14 protein-coding genes are annotated in these 20,802 nt (G+C 68.4%); 6 read left to right on the forward strand and 8 right to left on the reverse strand.

The window, feature by feature from the left end; genetic code table 11:
* Positions 1–2: 2 nt before the first annotated feature.
* Both ACCD06_RS28115 and ACCD06_RS28120 read right to left on the reverse strand, forming a co-directional pair.
* Positions 3–1,409: an outer membrane beta-barrel protein gene (locus ACCD06_RS28115; protein WP_413345131.1), complete on the reverse strand. Its 1,407-nt coding sequence runs from the start codon at positions 1,407–1,409 to the stop codon at positions 3–5.
* 163 nt (positions 1,410–1,572) lie between these two features.
* Positions 1,573–2,373: a metallophosphoesterase gene (locus ACCD06_RS28120; RefSeq protein WP_413345133.1), complete on the reverse strand. Its 801-nt coding sequence runs from the start codon at positions 2,371–2,373 to the stop codon at positions 1,573–1,575.
* Positions 2,374–2,514: 141 nt separating this feature from the next.
* Here ACCD06_RS28120 and ACCD06_RS28125 point away from each other — a divergent pair, with 141 nt between their 5' ends.
* The 4 genes from ACCD06_RS28125 (at position 2,515) to ACCD06_RS28140 (ending at position 6,805) form a co-directional block, all read left to right on the forward strand.
* A complete protein-coding gene (locus ACCD06_RS28125) occupies positions 2,515–3,114 on the forward strand; it encodes a polysaccharide biosynthesis/export family protein (protein WP_413345135.1) in 600 nt (199 codons plus the stop codon).
* A 248-nt stretch (positions 3,115–3,362) separates the two neighbouring features.
* Positions 3,363–4,469: a hypothetical protein gene (locus ACCD06_RS28130; protein ID WP_413345137.1), complete on the forward strand. Its 1,107-nt coding sequence runs from the start codon at positions 3,363–3,365 to the stop codon at positions 4,467–4,469.
* A gap of 81 nt (positions 4,470–4,550) precedes the next feature.
* Entirely contained in the window at positions 4,551–5,525 is a 975-nt protein-coding gene (locus ACCD06_RS28135; RefSeq protein ID WP_413345139.1) for an NAD-dependent epimerase/dehydratase family protein, read from the forward strand.
* Between the two features lie 86 nt (positions 5,526–5,611).
* Positions 5,612–6,805 (forward strand): glycosyltransferase family 4 protein, encoded by a 1,194-nt coding sequence (locus ACCD06_RS28140; protein WP_413345141.1) that lies wholly within the window; start codon positions 5,612–5,614, stop codon positions 6,803–6,805.
* On the opposite strand, the gene wbaP is transcribed toward ACCD06_RS28140, so the two are convergent.
* On the reverse strand, positions 6,799–8,232 hold the full coding sequence (wbaP, locus tag ACCD06_RS28145; protein WP_413345143.1) for an undecaprenyl-phosphate galactose phosphotransferase WbaP: 1,434 nt from the start codon (positions 8,230–8,232) through the stop codon (positions 6,799–6,801). The genes ACCD06_RS28140 and wbaP overlap by 7 nt on opposite strands.
* 350 nt (positions 8,233–8,582) lie before the next feature.
* Here wbaP and ACCD06_RS28150 point away from each other — a divergent pair, with 350 nt between their 5' ends.
* The gene (locus tag ACCD06_RS28150) at positions 8,583–9,986 is read left to right on the forward strand and encodes an O-antigen ligase family protein (RefSeq protein WP_413345145.1); all 1,404 of its coding nucleotides are present in this window, start codon (positions 8,583–8,585) and stop codon (positions 9,984–9,986) included.
* The gene (locus ACCD06_RS28155) at positions 9,983–10,870 is read left to right on the forward strand and encodes an FkbM family methyltransferase (protein WP_413345147.1); all 888 of its coding nucleotides are present in this window, start codon (positions 9,983–9,985) and stop codon (positions 10,868–10,870) included. The genes ACCD06_RS28150 and ACCD06_RS28155 overlap by 4 nt, the downstream gene beginning before the upstream one ends.
* Here the strand turns inward: ACCD06_RS28155 and ACCD06_RS28160 are convergent.
* The 5 genes from ACCD06_RS28160 to ACCD06_RS28180 form a co-directional block, all read right to left on the reverse strand.
* Positions 10,798–13,923, reverse strand: coding sequence for a M10 family metallopeptidase C-terminal domain-containing protein (locus ACCD06_RS28160; RefSeq protein ID WP_413345149.1), 3,126 nt, complete (start codon positions 13,921–13,923; stop codon positions 10,798–10,800). The genes ACCD06_RS28155 and ACCD06_RS28160 overlap by 73 nt on opposite strands.
* Positions 13,924–14,037: 114 nt before the next feature.
* Positions 14,038–15,366 (reverse strand): hypothetical protein, encoded by a 1,329-nt coding sequence (locus ACCD06_RS28165; protein WP_413345151.1) that lies wholly within the window; start codon positions 15,364–15,366, stop codon positions 14,038–14,040.
* 61 nt (positions 15,367–15,427) lie between these two features.
* Positions 15,428–18,442, reverse strand: a complete 3,015-nt coding sequence (locus ACCD06_RS28170; protein WP_413345153.1) for a glycosyltransferase — start codon at positions 18,440–18,442, stop codon at positions 15,428–15,430.
* Positions 18,442–20,040 (reverse strand): glycosyltransferase, encoded by a 1,599-nt coding sequence (locus tag ACCD06_RS28175; RefSeq protein WP_413345155.1) that lies wholly within the window; start codon positions 20,038–20,040, stop codon positions 18,442–18,444. Before ACCD06_RS28175 ends, ACCD06_RS28170 begins: the two co-directional genes overlap by 1 nt.
* Before the next feature lie 85 nt (positions 20,041–20,125).
* Positions 20,126–20,659, reverse strand: a complete 534-nt coding sequence (locus ACCD06_RS28180; RefSeq protein WP_413345157.1) for a hypothetical protein — start codon at positions 20,657–20,659, stop codon at positions 20,126–20,128.
* Between the last annotated feature and the right edge of the window lie 143 nt (positions 20,660–20,802).

Below are 20,802 nucleotides of genomic sequence, written 5' to 3' on the forward strand. Positions count from 1 at the left end.
CGTCATAGCTGCGCTCCGAGCCGGATGAAGAACACCGTCTGCCGATAAGAGGACGTGTCCAGCTCGGAATCCTTGCGCTTGTATGCTGCTTCACCCGCCACGAACAATTCTGGGGTAAAAGCGTAGGTGGCGCGCATGCGCCCCTCATAGAGCCAGGCATCCTGGTTGTTCACGCCCTCCAGCTCGTCCCGGGAAACCGAGGCGATGCCGGTGAGGATCAGGTTGCGCCGCATCTCGTGGCGGACGAGCACCGACCCCGTGGTGCGCACCAGCGACGACGCGCCCCGCGTGATGGTCTCGGAAACCGACCGTTCGAGCGCCGGCACGACGATGGTGAGCTTGTCGGGCGTCCAGTTGAAGGTGGCCCGGATCGACAGGCCCGACGGATCGCTCAGACTCGAGTCCTTGTAGTCCTGGCGGAAGTAGCCGACCAGGAAGTCGCCGCGCAGCAGCTGGCTCAGGTCGACGCCGAGGCCGGCTTCCGCGCGGTAGCCGTGGCTGTCGCGCTCCAACCCGCTCCGGTCGGACTTCGAATCATACTTGCGGGTGTTGGCCGACAACTCCGTGACCGCGGCATAGCCCGGAAACATCTCGTAGCTGCCGCGCACGCGCCCGGTCACTTCCCAGCGGTTGCGATCCTCGTTGGGAATGACCGAGGCGGAGGTCCCCGGCACATTCTCGTAAAGGCGGCGGTCGGCGTCGATGCCGGCCAGCAGCGTGTATCTGCCTTCCTTGTGCTTGACGTTCGACCGCAGGGTCAGCCCCCTGGTCGGCGTCGGCTTGGTGCCGCCGGCATCGTCGGGGCTGCCGCGCTCCTCGTGCCGGGAGTAGGCCTGCAGGAAGGCGTTGGCCTCCGTGGCGGCGCCGATATCGTAACGGGTGTCGACGTCCGCCTGGGCGTTCAGCTGGTCGTCGCTGCTGAAACGGTGGTACTTGACCTTCTCGACCATGCCCGAGAAATTCAGCATGTGCTCGGCGAAGCGTGAGCGCAGCTTGAACTCGGGCCGCACGGTGTTCAGGAAGTCCGACTTGGCATCGGAATTCTGCGCGAAGACGTTGTTGTTGTAAGCGGTGTCCAGTTCGAGCTTCGGCAGCAGAAGGAAGCTTCCGAGTTCGATGCCCTTGGGGTCGTAGGAGTCGTGCATCCGCTCGGAGTCGTCCTTGCGGCGCTCGTCGTCGGTGCCGAGGTTGGTTTCCGTGGTCACCCTGGCGCCGGAATGCGCCTTCCGCGGGTCCTGCCCGGGAGCGGTCTGGCCGGCAACCTGTGCCCACACCGGCCCGGAGGCGGCCATCCCCGCGGCAAGGGCGGCGCATCCAAGCAGCCCGAGGCCCGAACGACGCCCCGGACGACGCTTCGGAGCGATGGATGAGGACGAAACAGTGACCTCCGCAGCAAACACCTCACCCATAGCGCTAACGCCCCCTACACTTTTGGACATCCTCATCCGTGGTATACATCAGAGCGTTTGCACTATCCACTAGCGTGTATTGGGACGGCCAGGCACATCCTTGCCTTCGGCAGCCCCAGGGCTTTTCCGCCCGGCTCCGGCGCCCCTCTCGGGCGGCCATCCGTCAGGCGGTTACCTGGATGAAGCTGCGCGCGGTGCCGCAAAGCGCCAGGGCCGTCAGGGTTCCGGTCGCATAGGCCCCGGTGTCGATGCCGATCCGGGCCGCAGTCACCTCCGGCGACCGGGTGATGGTGTGCCCGTGCACGATGGTCTTCTCATGCGGGTGCGGCCAGGACAGGAACGGTTCGCGGATGGTCAGCAGGTCGTCGGTCCGCTGGCGGGCGAGCGGACGGCCCGGCCGGATGCCGGCATGGACGAAGGCGTAATCCCCCAGCACCACCATGGGCTCGAGCGCTTTCAGGAACGCCAGGTGCTCGTCGGGCAGGCGCTCCATCAGCGCATCGCGCAGCGCCCGGCATCGGGCGGGATCGCTGGTGCCGACCGAGGCGCGGATGCCGTAGCTGCCCAACGCCTCGGCGCCGCCGTAGTTCAGCCATTCCGAGGCGCGGACGGGATCCTCGATGAAGTCCAGCATCGCCGCCTCGTGGTTTCCCAGGAGGAAACGGCACGGCACGCCGGCGAGCGGGTCGCGGCACAGCCGGTCGAGCACGCCGCAGCTGTCGGTGCCGCGGTCGATGTAGTCGCCCAGGAAGACGGCGACCGCGTCCAGCCCGTTCGCCCGCTGCCGTTCCGCATCCGCGGCGATGGCGGCGAGCATGCGGTCCAGGGCCTTGCGCTCGCCATGGATGTCGCCGACCGCATACACGCAGGCCCCCTCCGGAGCGCTCGGCACCCGCAGGCCGCCGTTACCGCGATTCGGCGAGCGGGGCCCCAGCCGGGACATCATCTTCGCGAACAAATTCATTCCATCCACTCGCCTTGAGCGGCAACCACTCGTTTCACTAACGATATTGGGGTATAAGGGCGCCATGCCGACCCCTGACGCGCCGTCCCGACGGCGTGCCTGCCGTCCGTGGCTTTTCTCATAGTGGAGAGTTCGTCGTCCATGCTGGCGTTCCTTGATGCGAAACCTTTGCGCGGCATCGTCATGGCTGGCGTCCTTGCCGGCGTTCTTCTCGGCGGATGCGCGATGACCCCGGGCCTGCCGGCGGACCAGGCGCCGATGAAGCCGGGGAATCCGACGGAGGGTTATCTGCTCGAACCGGGCAACCGCGTCCGGCTGATCGTCTTCAACGAGGCGGGACTGTCCGGCGACTTCACGATCGACCAGGCCGGCAACGTGTCCCTGCCGCTGATCGGGAACATCCCCGCGAGCGGGATCACGGCCAAGCAGCTGTCCAAGCGCATCGAGGACCACCTGAGGAAGGACGCCTACCTGCAGGATCCCAAGGCCGCGGTCGAGGTGCAGACCTTCCGCCCCTTCTATGTGCTGGGCGAGGTTCGTCAGCCCGGCGAGTTCCCCTACACCAACGGCCTGACGGTGCTGAGCGCCGTGGCGCGCGCCGGCGGATACGACTACCGCGCCTGGGAAGGCGATGTGGTTCTGGTCCGCACGATCGACGGCGACCAGCACGAGTACCGCGCCACCGAGCGGACCCCCATCCTGCCCGGCGACATCGTGCGGGTGCTGCAGCGGCGGCTCTGATCTGCATCCGGAAGACGTATAAACGGCGGAGCGGCTCAATCCTGATTCGCATTCAATCCATATTCGCTCCGTCGCAGGATTGTGTTAGTAAGGAAGATCAGGCATTGCAGGCAGCCGCGTCAGGACTGCCGGGCCAGAAGGATCGGGCCACGGGGATCGGGCCACGGGGATCGATCGGTGGTCGTCGGGCCACGGTAATTCCGCGTGGTTTTAAATCCGCGTGGTGGTTCCGGATTTGGAGGGGACGGATGTTGAACAGGGGCAGTGTTCTGACGCTCGCGGTGGCCGCTCTGATCGGCATCCTGCCGGCCATGCCGGCGATGGCGCAGAATGGCGCACAGGGCAACAGGGCCGCCGCCGCAGGAGCAGACACCCTGCCCCCGGCGCTGCAGGCGGCCATCCAGTCCGGCAATCCGGGCGCGGTGTCCCAGGCCATCGCCACGCTCAGCGGCGGCAACCCGCAGCGGACGGCGGCATTGGCCACCAGCGTCGTCGCCGCGGCCGAGCGCATCCTGAAGACCAATCCCCAGGCCGCGGTGCAGATCGCGACCGTCGCGGTGGAAAGCATCCGCACCAATGCCGTCGCCCAGAGCTCGCCGCAGCAGGTGACGACGGTGGTGACCACCGCCGCCCGCATCTTCGTGCAGCCCGACGCGCAGCGGCTGGCGCCGGACGCCACGGCGAACCTGGCGACCATCTCCATCCAGGCCGCGGTCACGACGAGCAACCCGACGCTGGTCGCCTCCATCGCCAACCAGGCGGTCTCCTCGGCGGAAAAGATCCTGACCACCTCGCCGGCCGCCGCCGTCCAGGTCGCCGCGACGGCGGTCCAGGCGGTGAATACACAGCCCGTGGCTCAGGGCGCGGCGCAGCAGTCGATGCAGGTGGCGACCACGGCGGCCCGCATCATCGTCAACCCGGAAGCGCAGCGCATCGCGCCGCAGGGGGTGGCGTCGATCGCCGTGGCGACGGTGCAGATCGTCTCCAACCCGGCCGTCTATCAGTCCTCTCCCCAGGCGGCCATCACCGTCATGGACAATTCCTATAAGGCGGCGAGCAGCCAGACGGTCGCCGCCGCAGTGCCGACGGCGACCCAGACGGTGACGCGCGAACTGGTGCAGGCGTCGCAGAACGGCAATCTCGCCCAGAGCAATCCGACGAACGCCACACAGGTTTCGGAAATCCTGACCCGGTCGAACAACAACCCCCAGCAGGCCGCCGAACAGAACAACAATCAAAACAACAACCAAAATAATAATCAAAATAACAACCAGAACAATAATCAGAAAAATAATCAGAACAACAATCAGCCGATCATCCCCCCCTTCACCCCGACGACGACCAGCCCGACCTGAGCGCGTCTGCGCTTTGCGGTGAAGGCCGGGGCGTCATAGAGCCGAATCTCCGGCTGACATAATTCCGTGTGCAATATCGACATGGCGAAAATACTGGTTCTGGGCGCCGGCGGTTTTATCGGCGGACATCTGGTCAAGAGGCTGAAGCGCGACGGCCATTGGGTTCGCGGGGTCGATCTCAAGCTGCCGCAGTACGGCGAGACGCCGGCCGACGATTTTATCGTCGGCGACCTGCGCGATCCCGACCTGTGCCGCACGGCGGTGGATACGCGCTTCGACGAGGTCTATCAGCTCGCCGCCGACATGGGGGGCGCCGGCTACATCTTCACCGGCGCCAACGATGCGGAGATCATGCACAACTCCGCGACGATCAACCTGAACGTCCTGGATGCGTGCCGGCGCCGCATGGTCAGCCGCGTGTTCTACGCCTCTTCGGCCTGCATCTACCCGCAGGAGAACCAGACCAGCGTCGAGGCGCCGGTCTGCCGCGAAGACACCGCCTATCCCGCCAACCCCGACAGCGACTATGGCTGGGAAAAGCTGTTCAGCGAGCGGCTCTACCTCGCCTATGGCCGCAACCATGGCATGGCCGTGCGCATCGCACGCTATCACAACGTCTTCGGTCCGGAAGGCGCCTGGGACAACGGCCGCGAGAAGGCCCCGGCGGCGGTCTGCCGCAAGGTCGCCCGCGCCGAGGATGGCGGCGAGGTCGAGGTTTGGGGCGACGGACGGCAAAGCCGAAGCTTCCTTTACATCGACGAATGCCTGGAAGGGACGCTGCGCCTGATGCGTTCGGACTTCGGCCAGCCCGTCAACATCGGGTCCGAGGAGATGGTCAGCATCGACCAGCTGGTGGCGGAGGTGGCAGCCGTCGCCGGCAAGCGCGTCCGGATCCGCCATGTTCCCGGCCCGCAGGGGGTGCGCGGCCGCCGGTCCGACAATGGGCTGATCCGCTCGGTGCTCGACTGGGCGCCGCAACAGCCGCTGCGGACCGGTCTGGAGCACACCTATCGCTGGATTGCCGGACTCGTGGATCAGAACGCGCGCGACCGGTGAGCGAGCCTGCGACCGAAACTTCGGCAGGGACGCCGGGAGGGGCGCCGGGAGGGGCCTCCACCGCCGGGCCCGTCCGGCGGATCCTGGTGCATGACTATGCCGGCCATACCTTCCAGGTGCAGCTCAGCCGCTGGCTGGCGGCGCAGGGACATCAGGTGCTGCATCTCTATGCCGCCGAAGCCGAAACCCCCCACGGGCGCCTGGTCCGGGATGCGGACGATCCGGCGGGCTTCGCGGTGGAAGGGGTGAGCGTCGGCCGGCGTCCTGACAAATACGTGCTGCACCGGCGTTGGCTGCATGACCGCGCCTATGGCGGCCGGCTGGCAGAGCGTGCCGCCGCCTTCCGGCCGGATGTCGTCCTGTCGGCCAACGCCCCGCCGGCGGCCCAGTCGCGCCTGCTGAAGCGCTTGAAACGGGACGGCATACCGCTGGTGTGCTGGGTGCAGGACATCTTCACCGTCGGGGCCGAGGAAATCCTGAAGCGCAAGCCGAGGCCGCTGCGCTGGGCGGCGCTGCGCCTGCTGGCGCACATGGAGTTCGGCACGATGCGGAACTCGGCGGGGCTGGTCGTCATCTCGCCGGATTTCCTGTCCACCCTGGCGGGGCGCGGCCTCAGCCACCCGCACAGCACCGTGATCGAGAACTGGGCTCCCTACGGCGAGATCACGCCACGCCCGAGGAGCAACGGCTGGAGCCGGAGCCACGGGCTGGACGACCGCTTCGTGTTCCTGTGCAGCGGAACCTTGGGGATGAAGCACAACCCCGGGCATCTCGCCAATCTGGCGCGCGCCTGGCGGGACGACCCGCGCGTGCGGATCGTCGTGGTCAGCGAAGGTCTGGGACGCCGCTGGCTGGAGGAGGTCAAGGCCGCGGAGGCGCTCGACAACCTCGTGCTCCTGGATTTCCAGCCCATGGATCGGCTGTCGGACGTGCTGGCATCGGCGGACGCCCTGGTGGTCCTTCTGGAGGCCTACGCCGGCGCCCTGTCGGTCCCCTCCAAAGTCTACAGCTATTTCTGCGCCGGCCGGCCGATCCTGGGCGCGCTGCCGGCCGCCAACCTCGCGCGCCGGCTGGTGGAGGGCGAAGCGGCCGGCCTCTGCGTCGACCCCGGCGACGAGGCGGCGTTCCTGGCGGCCGCGCACCGGCTGTACGAGGACGCGGCATTGCGCAGATCTTGCGCGGAGAAGCAGATCGACTACGCGGCCCGGACTTTCGACATCGACCGGATCGGGCCGCGGTTCCTCCGCGTGCTGAACGACGCCTGCGCCGGGGATCAATAGGCGCCGACGCGCCGCAGCACGACCGGCATGGTCTTGGCCAGAATGGCGATGTCGTGCCACAGGGACCAGTTCCTCACGTACCAGGCATCGCTGCGGACCCGCTGCTCGTAACTGCTGTCGTTCCGGCCGCTCACCTGCCAGAGCCCGGTCATCCCCGGACGCACCTGCAGATAGAAGGCGAGGTCGCGCCCGTATTTGTGAAGCTCGTCCGCCGTCACCGGCCGCGGCCCGACGAGGCTCATCTCCCCGCGCAGGACGTTCAGGAGCTGCGGCAGCTCATCCAGGCTGCTGGCCCGCAGAAAGCGCCCGATCCCGGTCACGCGGGGATCGTTCTTCAGCTTGAAGGTGCTCCGCCATTCGGCCAGGGCCGCTGGATCGCGCTCCAGCAGCTCGCACAGGATGCGGTCGCTGTCGCCGACCATGGTGCGGAACTTCAGGCAGGTGAAGGGGCGGCCGTTGCAGCCGATCCGCCGGTGCCCGTACAGCACCGGGCCGCCATCCTTCACGATCAGGGCGGCGAAAACGGCGAACAGCGGCAGAAGCAGCACCATGAGCACGACCGCCACGGCGAAGTCGAAGCAGAACTTCAGCGCGCGGCTCATCGGCTGCGCCAGATTGTTCCGCGCCATCATCATCATGATGTCGTGGCTGAAGAAGTAGAACCGGTCGAATCCCAGGACCGGCAGCCCGCGCAGCGGCGGCACGATGGCGAAGGGCAGCCCTTCGCACACCAGATCGGTGATCAGGTCGCTGTCCTCCACGCATTCGGCGCTGGACAGCGCCAGCACCACCAGCTGCGCCCTGTGCGTTTCATACACGGCAGCCCAGGAACGCCCGGTGACGGTGTCGAGCAGGGACGACAGCGGGACGGTGCCGAGGATGTCGTAGCCGAGGGACGGTTCCGACCGCAACGCGTAGCTCGCATCGTCGGCCTCCTCGCCGCTGCCGACGATCAGCACCGGGATGCGCCAGCAGCCGCAGGCGTCGAGAAGCCCGGCCACCATCCGGCGGCCCAGCGGCAGGAGCGCCGCCGAAACCATCCAGGTCAGGACCAGCCAGAGGCGGGAGAAATCCGCCTTGAGCGCGAACATCAGGAAGCCGTCGCACAGAAGCATCAGGATGCAGCCGAGGATGATGTGCTTCACCTCGGTCCAGAAGGGCAGGCGCTGACGGTAATGGCCCTGGGTGAGCAGCCAGAGGACCAGACCGATGCCGAACCCGCCGAACTGGATCAGGCGCAGCGCCGTGTCCTCGCCGAACATGTCGAGGAACGGCCGCTTCAGGATCCATTCGTTCACGGCGAGCGACGGCAGCGCCGCCAGAGCGAACGCGATCAGCAGCATGGCCAGATCGGAGGCCAGGAGCGCGACATGCCGCATTCGGCGCAGGCGGGCCAATTGGACCGGGTAGCCCAACGTCTTCAGCATCGGATGAACGGTAGCCTCACGACTGGTCACGCGGGCACGCCTCGCTGGAATTGGCGGAAGATGGAAAGACTTACTACCTGCAAGGGCATTTTGCGACAATACTCCTGCTTTTGGGCAAATCAAATTTGACTCAATCTCTTTCAATTCTGAAATGTACGGCGGCATGACTCCTGACGGCCCCGTCTGGAAGGGCCCGGCAGCCCGCCCAAGAGTCTGCCCTCTTTCGAGGGGCGGAGCACGCCTCTCGGCCTATCGGCTCCGCCGATGGCGGTAGGCATGGCACCGCCATTGCGGGTATGATGCGGCGGGCTTGGGAACGATTCCGCAGGATTGTTGGAGACTTTGCAAACTTGACGGGAAACACGCTGATTTTTCGCCTGCTGATGGTCGTCGTCCTGCTCGCGCCCCTCCCGCTGGGCGCCAACCGCCCCTGGGCGTGGAGCATGATGGCCGTGACGGTCGGGCTTCTGTGCGGGGTTTGGGGAGTGCTGGCGGTGGTCGGGAAGGCACAGGCCCCCCTGCCCTTCCGCCGCCTGTGGCCGGTGGCCGTGCCTTTCGCGATGGTGCTGGCCTGGGCTTGCGCGCAGGCATCCTCCCTGCTTCCCTCGGAACTGTGGCACCCCCTGTGGATGGCGGCGCAGCCGGCCCTGGAGATCGTCGGAGCGAGCGAGGTGGTCGGGACGGTGTCCGCCGATCCGGCGATGACACGCGCGGCGATCCTGCGGCTGGCGACCTATGGAGGCATCTTCTGGCTTGCCGTCCAGCTCGCCTGTGACCGGAAGCGTGCAAGGGAGGCGCTGATCCTGATGGCGGCTGCCAGCACGCTGTACGCCGTCTATGGGCTGGCCACCTATTTCTCCGGCGCCAGGACCATCCTGTGGATGAGCAAGTGGGCCTACGTCGACGACCTGACATCGACCTTCGTCAACCGCAACGCCTACGGTGCCTATGCCGGCCTGGGCATGGTGTTCTGCTTCGCGCTGTTCCTGCACGCTCTGCGGCCGTCTTCCCGCCCGAGCGCTCCGCGCGCCTATGAAATGGCGGAGACCTTCCTGATCCATGCCCTGCCCTATCTGATGGCCCTGGTGATCCTCGGGTCGGCGCTGCTGCTGTCGCATTCGCGCGGCGCCTTCATCAGCACGGGCGCCGCACTGGCCGTTCTCATGATCGCGCTCGTGACCGGCAGGATCGTGCGTCCGCGGACGGGGCTGCTGTCGGCTTTCCTGGTGTTGGGAATGGGCTTCGCCATCCTGGGCATGAGCGGCGACAGGATGGTGCAGCGCTTCGCCAACGAGACCGCCCAGGACTATGACGAGGAAAGGCTGAACGCATACCATCTGACGATGCGCGCCATCGAAGACGCGCCGCTGACGGGCACCGGGCTCGGCGCCTTCACCCCGACCTTCCGTCTGTACCGCAACGCGTCGCTGTCCCGTGCGGTCGATTGGGATTACGCGCACAATATTCCGCTGGAACTGGGGCTGGACCTGGGCCTTCCGGCGGCGACCCTCTTCCACCTGTGTCTGGCCGTCATCTTCGGGGTGTGCGTGCGCGGGCTGATCGTGCGCCGGCGCGACGGAATATATCCCGCGGCGGCGCTCGGCGCCGCGACGCTGCTGGGCGCCCATGGGCTGGTCGACTTCAGTGCCCAGATGCCGGCCATCGCCGCCATGCTGGCGATGATCCTCGGGGTCGGCTACGCCCAGTCCTGGAACACCTCGGACCGCCACCGGAACAGCGGCGAACCGGCATGAGCCTGATGGGCGGTGCATTCTGGCGCAAGGCGCGCAAGCTGGTCCGCTTGCTGGGCAATCCGGCGTTCCGCCGCGGCCTGCGCTTCGGCGTGGCGGCGGCCATCGAACACCGCACCATCCTCGGCGCCCTGCCCGTCGCCACCGTCATCGACGTCGGCGCCAACACCGGCCAGTTCTCCCTGCTTGCCGCCTCGCTGTACCGGAACGCCGCCATCCATGCCGTGGAGCCGTTGCCGGCCGCCGCCGCCGTCTTCACCCGCCTGTTCGCGGACAGCGCGCGCGTGCGGCTGTACCGGGTGGCCGCCGGCGCCGGAACGGCGAACGCGCCGCTGCATGTCTCGCGGCGTCATGACTGCTCGTCGCTGCTGCCCATCGCCGGAGGCCAGACGGATTTCGCTCCCGGGTCGGAGGCGGTCGGAACGATCACGGTGCCGGTCCGCCCGCTGGACGAGCTGATCGCTCCGGACGACCTCGCCCGGCCCGTCCTGCTGAAGCTGGACGTGCAGGGCGGCGAGCTGCAGGCCCTGCAGGGGGCCGGCCGCCTGCTCGCGGCCGTCGACCATGTGTATGTCGAGGTCTCCTTCCTGCCGCTGTACGACGGCCAGCCGCTGGCGCATGCCGTCATCGAGCATCTTGCCGGACACGGATTCGGCCTTGCCGGGACCAACCATCCGACCTTCGACCGGGCAGGCCGCTGCGTCCAGGTGGACCTTCTGTTCAGCCGGCTGCCTGCCGCGGCGACGCATCTCCACGGCCGGCCCCTGATGGAAGCCGACATGACGGAAACCGGTCAGGAGGCGGAAGCCGCGCCCTATCCTCCCATCGCGGCGGCCAGCAGCCCGTCGCTCGCCATGGCGAGCCCGGCCGACTGCGGGCGGACATAGCCGATCGGGTTGGGACGGGACTCGTTGCGGCCATAGGTGATGAAGTGGATCAGCGCCTTCTGCTGGTCGCTGCCGAAGGCGGCGCTGAGGTCGGGGTTGGCCAGCAGATAGGCGAGCGCGTTGAACCGGGTCGGCCGCCCCTCCGTCTGGCCGGTGGACTGGTAATAGGCGGTGGCCGCCGCGGTGTCGGTGCCGAAGCGCGCTGCCAGATCGGGGTTGGCGGCCAGATAGCTCAGCGCATCGAAGCCGCCGGCGTCGCGCCGCGGCGTGTTGCCGTAGAGCACGACATAGAGCTTCACCTGCTGCTCGTTGGCCGAGAAGACGCTCAGCAGGTCCGGGTTGACCAGCAGATAGTCGTGGGTGTTGAAGCTGGTGGCGCGGTTTTCCAGACGGCCGAAGCGGATGTAATGCTCCTCCGCCCGTGTGGGATCGTTGCCGAAGCTTGCTGCCAGATCGCGGTTCGCCGCCAGATAGGAAAGCGCGTCGAAACTGCTGCCGCGCCCCTCCCGCTGGCCGTAGGACAGGTAATGCCGGGCCGCCTGGGCGGTGTCGGTGCCGAAGCTTGCTGCCAGATCGGGGTTGGCGGCCAGATAGCCCAGGCTGTCGAAGGTGATGCTGCGCCCCTCAAACCGGCCCATGGTCAGGTAGTGGCGGGTCGCCGCCGCCGGATCCAGGCCGAAGGCGGCGGACAGATCCGGGTTCGACACCAGATAGCCGAAGGCGTCGAAGCGGGTGCCGCGCCCCTCCCGCTGCCCGAGGGTCAGGTAATGGCGGGTGGCGGCGACGGTGTCGGTGCCGAAGGCGGCGGCAAGATCGCGGTTCGCCGCCAGATAGGCCAGCGGATCGAAGCTGCCGGTCGAGCGCCCCTCCCGCCGGCCGAAGGCCAGATAATGCCGGCTCGCCGCCGCAGGATCGTAGCCGAAGGCAGCCAGCAGATCCGGGTTGGCCGCCAGATAGGAGAGCGGGTCGAAGGCTGCCACCGCCCTGCCTTCCGCCCTGCCGAAGCGCAGGTAATGCTCGCGGGCGGCCGTGGCGTCGCTGCCGAAGGCGGCGGCAAGATCGGGATTGGAGGCGAGATAGGCCAGCGGATCGAAGCCGGCCATCGTCTCGGCCAGCGGGGTCACCCGCAAGGTCACGGTCTGGCCGCTGACCGCGCCCTGGCTGTCGGTGACGGTGTAGGCGAAGGAGCCCGGCGACGACGGGGTGCCGGATGGCGCCTGATAGGTGAGGCCGGCCAGATCGGCGGTGCCGAGCGTCATCCCGGCGGCGACGGCGGTGCCGTTGGCCAGCCGCAGCGTGCCGGCGGTGGGCAGCCGGGTCAGCGTCACCGTCATGCTGTCGCCTTCGTCCGGGTCGCTCGGCCGGTCGATGCCGAGAGCGATGGCCGGCCCGCTTTCCAGGGCGTTCAGGGTCTTGTCGCCCTGGACGGACGGCGGCCGGTTGGCCGGGCGGGAGGCGACGATGAAGCCGACCCAGCGGCTCCACGCCACGCCGTTGTAGGCGCGCACCGACAGCTCGTCGAGACTGGTCAGGGAGGAGGCGGCGAAGGTGACGCCGGCGAAGGCGGCGGCACTCAGCGAGACCACGGCGCCGGTGGCTTGAGCCACCCCGCCGACCATGATGGAGCCGGCGCCGCTGGTGTTGTCGACCAGCTCATATTGGGTGACGAGGCCGCCGGCCGGATCGGCCGCCGTCACCAGGCTGGCGATGGTGATCGAGGAGCCGATGGAAACCCGGCCGGCCTTGGCGGTGACCGCCGGGGGCGTCAGGCTGATCCGGGTGTCGGCGAACAGGGCGAATTCGACGTCGGTCAGCGTGTCGGTCCCCTCGCCGCCGCCGGAGATGGTGGCGCCGTCGGACGTGACGGTGACGGTGTAGGAGGAGCGGCTGCCGTTGTAGACCACGGTGTCGATGCCGCCGTTGCCCTGCAGCGTGTCGTCGCCCGCTCCGCCGGTCAGCGTGTCGTCACCGCCGCCGCCGATCAGCAGGTTGGCGGCGGTGTTGCCGATCAGGATGTCGTTGCCGGCGCCGCCGGTGGCGTTCTCGATGGTGACGCCGGCGGCGATCGCCAGATTCCCCACCGCCAGCCCGCCCGATCCGTTGGGACCGATGGAGCTGAAGGCGCCGGGAGCGAGGTCGATGGTGACGGCGGACGCCTGCCCGCCGGCGTCGATGGTGTCGGTGCCGCCGGTATCCCAGATCGCCTGACTGAAAGCCACGGTGTTGCTGGCGAAAACATAGCGGTCGTCGCCGATGCGGGTGTCGGTGTTGGCGCCGTACAGATACTGGGCCGCGGCGATGTCGTACAGCGCCGGCCCCGTCGCCAGCCCGCTCAACCCCAGGCTGGGGTGCCGGTTGTAGGACATGAGGGTGTAGCGGTAATTGTCCTCGGCCGAGGACAGATAGGGCGGCTCGCCCCCGCCGCCGGTGGCGTTGTAGTTGCCGGGATGCTTCAGCCCGATGGCGTGCCCGATCTCGTGCAGGATGGTCAGGTAGCCGTAGGTTCCCGGCGTCGGGCTGGTGTTGGTCGAGGTGTTGTTGGCGAGATAGATGTCGCCGCCGCCGTCATAGAGCGACCCGGTCGGATAATAGGCGTAGGCGGCGCTGGAGCTTTGCCGGTTGGTGCCGATGCGGATCGACCCGCCCTGCCCGCTGTTGGCGCTGTCGGAGGTCTCGACGAAGAAGATGTTGGCGACGGCGCTCCAGGCGGCGAAGGCCTGCCGCACCGCGTCGCGCTGCGTGGCGGACAGCGCCGCGAACCCGCTGGTGTCCGAGGTGGAAGCGTAGGACGGCGCCTGCTCCATGAAGCTGTAGGTGACCGTCGCCCCGCTGCCGACCCCGCCGCTGCCCCAGCGCGGCGTCCCCGTCGCCAGCAGGGCCTGGACGGTGGACGAGGCGGCGCCCTGCGGCAGCGCGCCTTGTGGGTCGATCCCGGCGGTGAGGGGGGCCGCACTCCAGTCGGCGCCCCAGCTTGTTGCATTGCACAGCAGGCAGGAGCAGGCGGGCATCGTGCCGGCCGGGGCGTCGGAGAGGTCTGGGAGAATGGTGGTCATGGCCGCAAGGGAATCCGCGCCGCGGACTGCGGCTCCGCCACTCTACAACCTTTCATTCCCCAATCGAAAGGGGTGGCGAACCCGGACCCTTTTTCTCACCGGCGCCTGCCCCTTTCAGAACCCGTATGCCCGCAGGATTTCGTCCCGCTTCGCACTGTAGGGGCTGTTGCCGTGCTTTCCGGCGAGCGCGCCGGTCAGGACGAGCGGAAGCGCGTCACCGGCGCGCGGCGGCAGGACGCTGTCCGGCCAGGCGGCATGCGTAATCTCGCTGCCCAGCAGTTGGGCAGCGCGTTCGACACAGGCGAACAAGGCGACCTGGTCGATCATCCAGATGTAGCAGCGCTCGAAGTTGGTCTTCAGGAAGTCAGCCATCATCAGCAGCGTCAGATAGCCGCTGCGGCTGTGGCGGAAATGGACGAAGGAGGCGTTGTAGCGGCTGCACAGCGGCTCGCCGCGATAGTCGGTGTGGGCGATGTCGGCGCCGCCGGCGAGCCTGACGATGTCTTCAGGCTTCTCGCGGAACAGCACGTCGGCATCGCAGACGATCACATCGGCCTTGTGCCGCAGCATCGCGTCTGCCGCGATGAGGAAGCGGGAGGAGGCGTAATAGGGCTTGTCGATGGCCTCCCCGCGCACCGCCCAACTCTCGTGCGAGACGGTGACCGGCATGGCGCTGACGATGCCGCGCAGCCGCTCGATCAGCCGGGCGACCTCGGCGTCGCCGTTGATGATGTGGTAGTGGACGGCGACCGCCGAGCCCAGCGCGTGGAGGTTCAGGATCTGCGACACGGCGTAGCGCTTGAAATAGGTGGCGTCCACCGACACCAGAACCACATGCCGCCCGGTCTGCTCGAAGGACGGTACGGCGTCCGCCTTCGCCAGAGACTGGGCCGCCCGGCGGAAGGACAGGGGCGACAGGTCGATGGCGCAGAGCCCGTCGCTTGCATATTTTCCCTGCCGGAACAGCGCCTCGCCGAGCCAGAGATGGAAGATGGCGTTGCTGCAGCCGGCCGCGGCGCGGCCATGGGCCTCCGCCAGATGGGGACGGCCGGCCTCGTTGAACAGGAAGGACAGGTTGGCATGGATTTGCGGTCGCAGGGGAGACGGCGCCGCCCGCTCCAACGCCCGGCCGAGGATGGCGATGCCCTGCCGGGGGATCGCCGGGTCGCGCTCCAGGACCCCCATGCCGGCGTAAGCCAGCCGGTGCGCCAGGGCGAGATACAGAGCCTCGTCGTCGGGCCGGCAGTCGACCAGCGCGTCGGCCAGCCGGCTTTTCTCCGCCCCGTCGCCGATCCGGGAAATCAGCAGCGCCATGATATCGTAGAGGCGCTGCCGGTCGCCGGCGGCCTCGATGGCGCAAAGCTCGCGGTTGAGGGCGCCATGATCGATCGCGCAGGCCGCGGCGATACCGCCGATCACATGGCGGAACTTGTGCTGATCCATATCAAACCCGCCTGCTTGATGCTGTCCCGCCCCAATTCCTTTTGCCCCCGCCAAGATGCCGTCATGGCCCCGTCTTCCGAGCGATCAGTTCCTCGAAGACCGCCTCGATGCGGTCGACAGAGCGGGCAACGGTGAAGTCGCGGGCCCGGTCGCGGCCGGACAGCGCCATGCGCAGCCAGGCGGCGCGGTCCCTGACCAGGCGGCGCAACCGGTCGGCGAGCGCCTGATGGTCCTCCGCCTTGAACAGCAGCCCGTCGACGCCGTCGCGCAGCACCTCGCCGCTGCCGCCGGTGCCGCTGCCGACCACGGTCAGACCGGCGGCCATCGCCTCCACCTGCGAGATGCCGAAGGGCTCTTGGAAGACGCTGGGGAAGACCAGGACGTTGCAGCGGGCGAACAGGTCGGACAGGCCGCGGCGATCGAGGAAGCCGGTGAAGCGCACCTTGCCGGCCATGCCGTTGCGCTCCACGAAGTCGCGGCAGCGGGCGGCCAGATCGGCGTCCGGCGCCTCCCCGGCGAAGGTGCAGTCAAAGTCGATGCCCTCGCGATGGAGAATCCCCAGCGCGTTGATCAGCGTCTGCGGCCCCTTGTAGCTGACGAACAGGCTGGCGAAGGCGATGCGCAGCCGGTCGGGTGACGGCATCACCGCGCGGTGAAAGTAATCGACGCGGGCGCCGGGGTGGATCACCGTGGCGGGCAGGCCGTAGCCGCCGGCGGCCAGCCGCTCCGCCACCCAGCCGCTGGCCGGCCCGGCACGGTAGAGCGGCGAGCGGGGGGCCGCCTCCGGCGCGTAGCCGGGATGCTGGTTGCCCAGGCAATGCAGCACCGGGACGCCCATCTGCCGGGTCAGCGGGTCGAGGAACTCGGTCGCCAGCAGGTCGAGGTTGCCGACCAGACAGGCGTCGGCGCCGAAGTCGCGGGCGGTCTCCAGCACGCGGCGGATGTTGGCACGGATCAGTTCGACACAATGGTCCCGATCGTCGTGGGTGAAGGCGCGCCCGTCCTTCCAAGTGCCATAGAGGGTCAGCGAACGGTCGACATGCGCCTCGATGTCCTCGGTCCCGGCGATGCCCGGCCGGGTCAGGTCGGGCACATCGGCGGTCAGCACCTTCACCGCATGGCCACGGCGGATCAGCTCGGCCGAGAATTCCCACAGCTTGCGGCCGTAGCCGCCGAACTCCTGGGGCGGGAACAGGTTGGTGACCACCAGGATGCGGCGGGGCCGCCCGGTCGAGGGGGCCGCCGCCTGCCGGAACAGGCTGCGGTAGCGCTCCAGCCCCGGATGGCCGCCGGTTGCGTCGGCGAGCGCGTCGGCGTCCAAGTCCGGAGCGGGATCCGCTGTTCCGGCAAGCCGGGCGGCGCGCCGGGCCTCGCCGAGATAGATGGATGCCTCCAGCGGGTGTCCGCCCACCGCATACAGGCGGGCCAGCCCGGCGAGTGCGTCCGGCTGCTGGCGGTCCAGCCCGACAGCGCCGAGCAGGAAGCGCTCCGCCAGGGTGGTCTCGCCGAAGCGGGCGGCCAGCCGGGCGACACCGACCATCTGCTCGGCGGTCCGCAGCATCGGCTCCAGCGCGGCGAGGCGGGCATGCCGCAGCTCCGGCGCCAGTTCCGCCGCCAACTCCGGATCGGACAGCGAGCAACCGGCATAGCGCAGGGCGTCGGCGCACTGGAACAGGATGCCGCCGGGTTCGGTCGGCACGAAACCCCAACCGGCCAGATGGGCGGCAGCCGTGGCATGGTCGCGCGACGACAGGGTGGGACAGAGGACGGAGGCGCCGGACAGCCGGGCCATCCGGCGGTCGGTCTCCGCCCGGTCGGGCCAGGGCAGCAGCGTCACCGCGTCGTCCCGCACCCGGTCGGCGGACGGCGGCAGCGGCAGGGCAACCGGTTCGGAACCCGCGTCCGGATCCGCGAAGACCACACGGGGCAGGTCGCGGGCCATGGTCCGCAGGTCGGCGGCAAAGCCGCCTCCAGTTCCGTCCTGCCCGTCTGCGTGGATGGTCAGCCGCGACGCCGTCAGCTGAAGCTTCTGCAACGCCTCATAGGCGGCGAGGCGGCGGCGGAAACCGATGCTCCGGGCCGGCAGCGGCGCCAGCCCGCGCCGCTCTCCGCGAACCTCCAGCGCCGGATCGACACGGTCGTCGAACACGGCGGCGAAGAACTGGGCGCGCTTGACCTGCGGGCTGTGGAATTCCAGCAGATGCGCCTGGCCTGCCCGGCGGATCGCCATCGCCTCGTCCGGGTGGTCGAGATAATGGCGCACCAGCTCCACCAGTTCGTCGGGCGAGCGATATGTCACGAGATGGCGGCCAGGGGTGAAGCAGCGCTCCAGTCCGGCCTCTTCCGACAGCGCGTCGGTGATGAGGAAGCCGCCGGCGCCCAGCGCCTCGAAGACCCGCAAATTGAGGTCGCCGTTCAGCGAGACGTTCAGCGTGACCTGCGAAGCGGCGTAGATGTCGGCCGCCGTTTCCGGCGCCGCCCGCATCGCCGTCAGCGGCAGCCCGGCCGCCACCAGCCGGTCCAGCACATGGCGCCGCCAGGGGTGGAAGGCGCCAATCTGGCCGACGAAGGTGAGGGGACGTTCGGAAGCCGCGGGAATGTCGCGCCGGCGCAACGCATAGTCCACCGCCGGAATCCAGTAGACACGGTCGAACCCGGCCTCCAGGAAGGCATGGGCATGCTGGCGGGTGTGGTCGAGCACCACCGCGTCGAAGCTCTCCATCGCGCCATAGGCCAGCAGCGTGCGCAGGGGGCTTGCGAAATGGTGGGTGTCGCCGACCAGCAGCACCTTGGTGCCCGGCAGGCGGTCGAGGCCGCGGGGAAGATTGTCGCGGCTGGCGTCCGCCTTGACGACGATCAGCTCCGGGCGCTGATGCACCGGCAGGCGGGCGACGACGGCCGTCAGATCATATTCGCCGGGCGGAGTGTTCAGCGAGGCGAAGCCGTCGCCGCCTTCCACCGTCGGGCAGCCGGGGCCGCAGAACACCTCCCGTTCCGAGAACAGCGGCCGGGGGTAATAATCAGGTGGAGCCAAACAGCAGAACAGCGTGGCGGGACCCGGCGGCGAGACGGTCATCACAGGGCGTCCAGTTCCTTCAAAAGCGCGACCAGCCGGCCGGCCGCCTCCTTCCAGCTGAACCGATCCAGCAAATGGGCCTGCGCCGACCGGCGGGTTCCGTCGGGATCGTCGACCACCGCACGCAGCAGGCGGGAGGCCTCGTCCTCGTCGGGAGTCCACCAGTCCTGGCCCTGATAGCCGTGGAAGGCGGGTGTGACCCGGCTGGGGATCAGATGGGCCACCCGGCTGTCCAGATAGGCCTGATACGCGCTGTGGTCGGGAGCCAGCAAGGTGAGGCCCATGGCCCCGGCCTGGGTCATCGGCAAATCCCAGCCCTCGCCGTGCGACATGCTCCAGTAATGGGTGGCGCTGGCATAAAGCGATAGCATCTCCGCATCCGACAGCAGCGCCTCGACCAGAAAGATCGGGGCTGCCTGTAGAAGACTGCGGCCGGTCTCCGCCACGGCCTGCTGCAGGAGCGCCTGGAAGCCCTCCAAAATGCGGCCCCCCTTGCCGAGTTTTAAGACGAGCGCAGCCGGATCGCCGGGCCTGGTGGTGGACAGCCAGACCCGCAGCAGTCCGACCAGGTTCTTGCGGCTGTTGAAGTCGGAGACGTTCAAGATGCGCACTGGGAAGTCCGCCAGCCGCCGTCCGACGCCATCGACCACGGGCATAGGATGGATCAGTCCCTCCGGCACCGCTTCCACCCCTTCGGGGCAGAGATGGATCCGGCCGGCTGGCTGGCCGGCGCGCAGCCATGCGGCACGCGAGGACTCCGTCGCCACGACGACATGGTCGTGACGGCGGCTGTACGCCGCCCAGGAGGGCAGAATTTGCGCTGCCTCGAAAACGGTGTAGGTGATGGTCTTCAGCCCGGGAACCCTCTCGACGGCCGGCGGCGTGGTGAAGCTTAGGACGGCCTTGGCCCGCACAGGCTGGTGAAGCGTTCGCAGCAGCGGGTCGATCTGTTCCTCGGACAGCAGGTCGACATCGCCGTGGTTCAAATCCACCAGCCGAACCCGGATGCCGGCGGCGACCAGATGATGCACGAACCGGCGGACCTTGTAGGCGTAGCCGCTGCTGTCGCGGAACACGCCGCGCACCACCAGGCCCGGCGGCAACGAGGGGTTGGCGGCATCGGCACTCAAGGCCCGCGCGGTGGCACAGCGATCCAGCGCGCGCCGAGCCTTGCCGTCCGGCCCGTCCGCGCCCAGGGCGAGGGCACGCCGCAGCAACGGCTCGGCCTCGTCAAGGCATCCCCTGGCCAAGGCATCGCCGCCCAGCTGCGCCATCGCCTCCCGGCAGGTCGGCTCGACCGCCAGTTCGCGGCGGAAATGGGCCATCGCGTCTTCGAGCCGCCCCTGATCGATGAGGGCGCGGGCTTGGTTGCCGAGCGCCGCTTTCAGACCCGGCGCCACCCGCAGCGCGCGCGCCATCAGCACCACCCCGTCGCCAAGGCGGCCCTGGCGGCGGATCAACAGCCCCAGGAGGTGAAGAGCGTCCGGCTGGGCCGGGTCGAGGGCGAGAACGAGCCGGTAGAGAGGGGCGGCGCCATCGGCGGAGCCGGCGCGGTGCCGTTCGACGGCGCGCGTGAGTATTTGGGAGGTCAGGCTCATTGCAACCGCATCAAGGTTCGCCGGCATGCCGGAGAGGCGGGAAGATCATGGAACCGGCGCGAACTTGCAACAGGGCTGCCCGGTATCACGGCCCAGCTGTCTTCTCCGGCGGACGGACGGGGTTGCGCATTGGGTTCTTGGGGTCGAGCAGGCCGAGGCGCTGGAGGATTTGGGCGAAGCCTTCGGTCAGCATGGTGATGCGGTCGCTGATCTCGGCGATCTCACGGGCGGAAATGACGGGAGCGTCGGCCGAGATGCGCCCGTGGGCGCGGTAGTTCAGGCGGATGGCGACATCGTCGGTCTCGCCCTGGATCCAGGATCCGTGCAGGATCTTGTTGCGCTCCCGCCCCAATTCCAGCGCCTCGTCGCAGCGGGCGACCAGGGCCTTGGCCTCATCAGGCGGCAGCCGCAGGCCGGCGATGACCTTCAGCGCGTCGAAGCGGGCTTTGACCTGCATGTTGGAGGCGATGGGCAGGAAGTCGGTATGGTCGGCGCCGAGAAGGCGCGAGATGCACAGCGACACCATGTCTTCCAGTTGCGCCCAGGACACGGCGATCATGCCGATCGCGCAGTACATCTTCACGCTGAGGGGGCCCAGCCGGACCGTCCGCGTCGTCATAGGCCACCCTTGGCATCCTCGCCCCGCCGCCGGGGCACGGAACCGAAAATAAGCGTTCCGGGCGGTGTGGGAAAGCCGTCATTGCGCGGCTTGCAGTTGACAGGCCCCCGCGATCCATAGGATGCACTGGCCGCTGCACATAG

Origin of the sequence: Azospirillum sp. CT11-132 (assembly GCF_047302835.1) — a bacterium.
Taxonomy (GTDB): Bacteria; Pseudomonadota; Alphaproteobacteria; order Azospirillales; family Azospirillaceae; genus Azospirillum.

What these genes read in the sequence shown, in the direction of transcription:
- ACCD06_RS28120 (WP_413345133.1), bottom strand. Translation starts at nt 2,373, where the DNA reads ATGAATTTGTTCGCGAAGATGATGTCCCGGCTGGGGCCCCGCTCGCCG.
- ACCD06_RS28165 (WP_413345151.1), bottom strand. Translation starts at nt 15,366, where the DNA reads ATGGATCAGCACAAGTTCCGCCATGTGATCGGCGGTATCGCCGCGGCC.
- ACCD06_RS28125 (WP_413345135.1), top strand. Translation starts at nt 2,515, where the DNA reads ATGCTGGCGTTCCTTGATGCGAAACCTTTGCGCGGCATCGTCATGGCT.
- ACCD06_RS28115 (WP_413345131.1), bottom strand. Translation starts at nt 1,409, where the DNA reads ATGGGTGAGGTGTTTGCTGCGGAGGTCACTGTTTCGTCCTCATCCATC.
- ACCD06_RS28130 (WP_413345137.1), top strand. Translation starts at nt 3,363, where the DNA reads ATGTTGAACAGGGGCAGTGTTCTGACGCTCGCGGTGGCCGCTCTGATC.
- ACCD06_RS28160 (WP_413345149.1), bottom strand. Translation starts at nt 13,923, where the DNA reads ATGACCACCATTCTCCCAGACCTCTCCGACGCCCCGGCCGGCACGATG.
- ACCD06_RS28170 (WP_413345153.1), bottom strand. Translation starts at nt 18,442, where the DNA reads ATGACCGTCTCGCCGCCGGGTCCCGCCACGCTGTTCTGCTGTTTGGCT.
- ACCD06_RS28175 (WP_413345155.1), bottom strand. Translation starts at nt 20,040, where the DNA reads ATGAGCCTGACCTCCCAAATACTCACGCGCGCCGTCGAACGGCACCGC.
- ACCD06_RS28155 (WP_413345147.1), top strand. Translation starts at nt 9,983, where the DNA reads ATGAGCCTGATGGGCGGTGCATTCTGGCGCAAGGCGCGCAAGCTGGTC.
- ACCD06_RS28135 (WP_413345139.1), top strand. Translation starts at nt 4,551, where the DNA reads ATGGCGAAAATACTGGTTCTGGGCGCCGGCGGTTTTATCGGCGGACAT.
- wbaP (WP_413345143.1), bottom strand. Translation starts at nt 8,232, where the DNA reads ATGCTGAAGACGTTGGGCTACCCGGTCCAATTGGCCCGCCTGCGCCGA.
- ACCD06_RS28180 (WP_413345157.1), bottom strand. Translation starts at nt 20,659, where the DNA reads ATGACGACGCGGACGGTCCGGCTGGGCCCCCTCAGCGTGAAGATGTAC.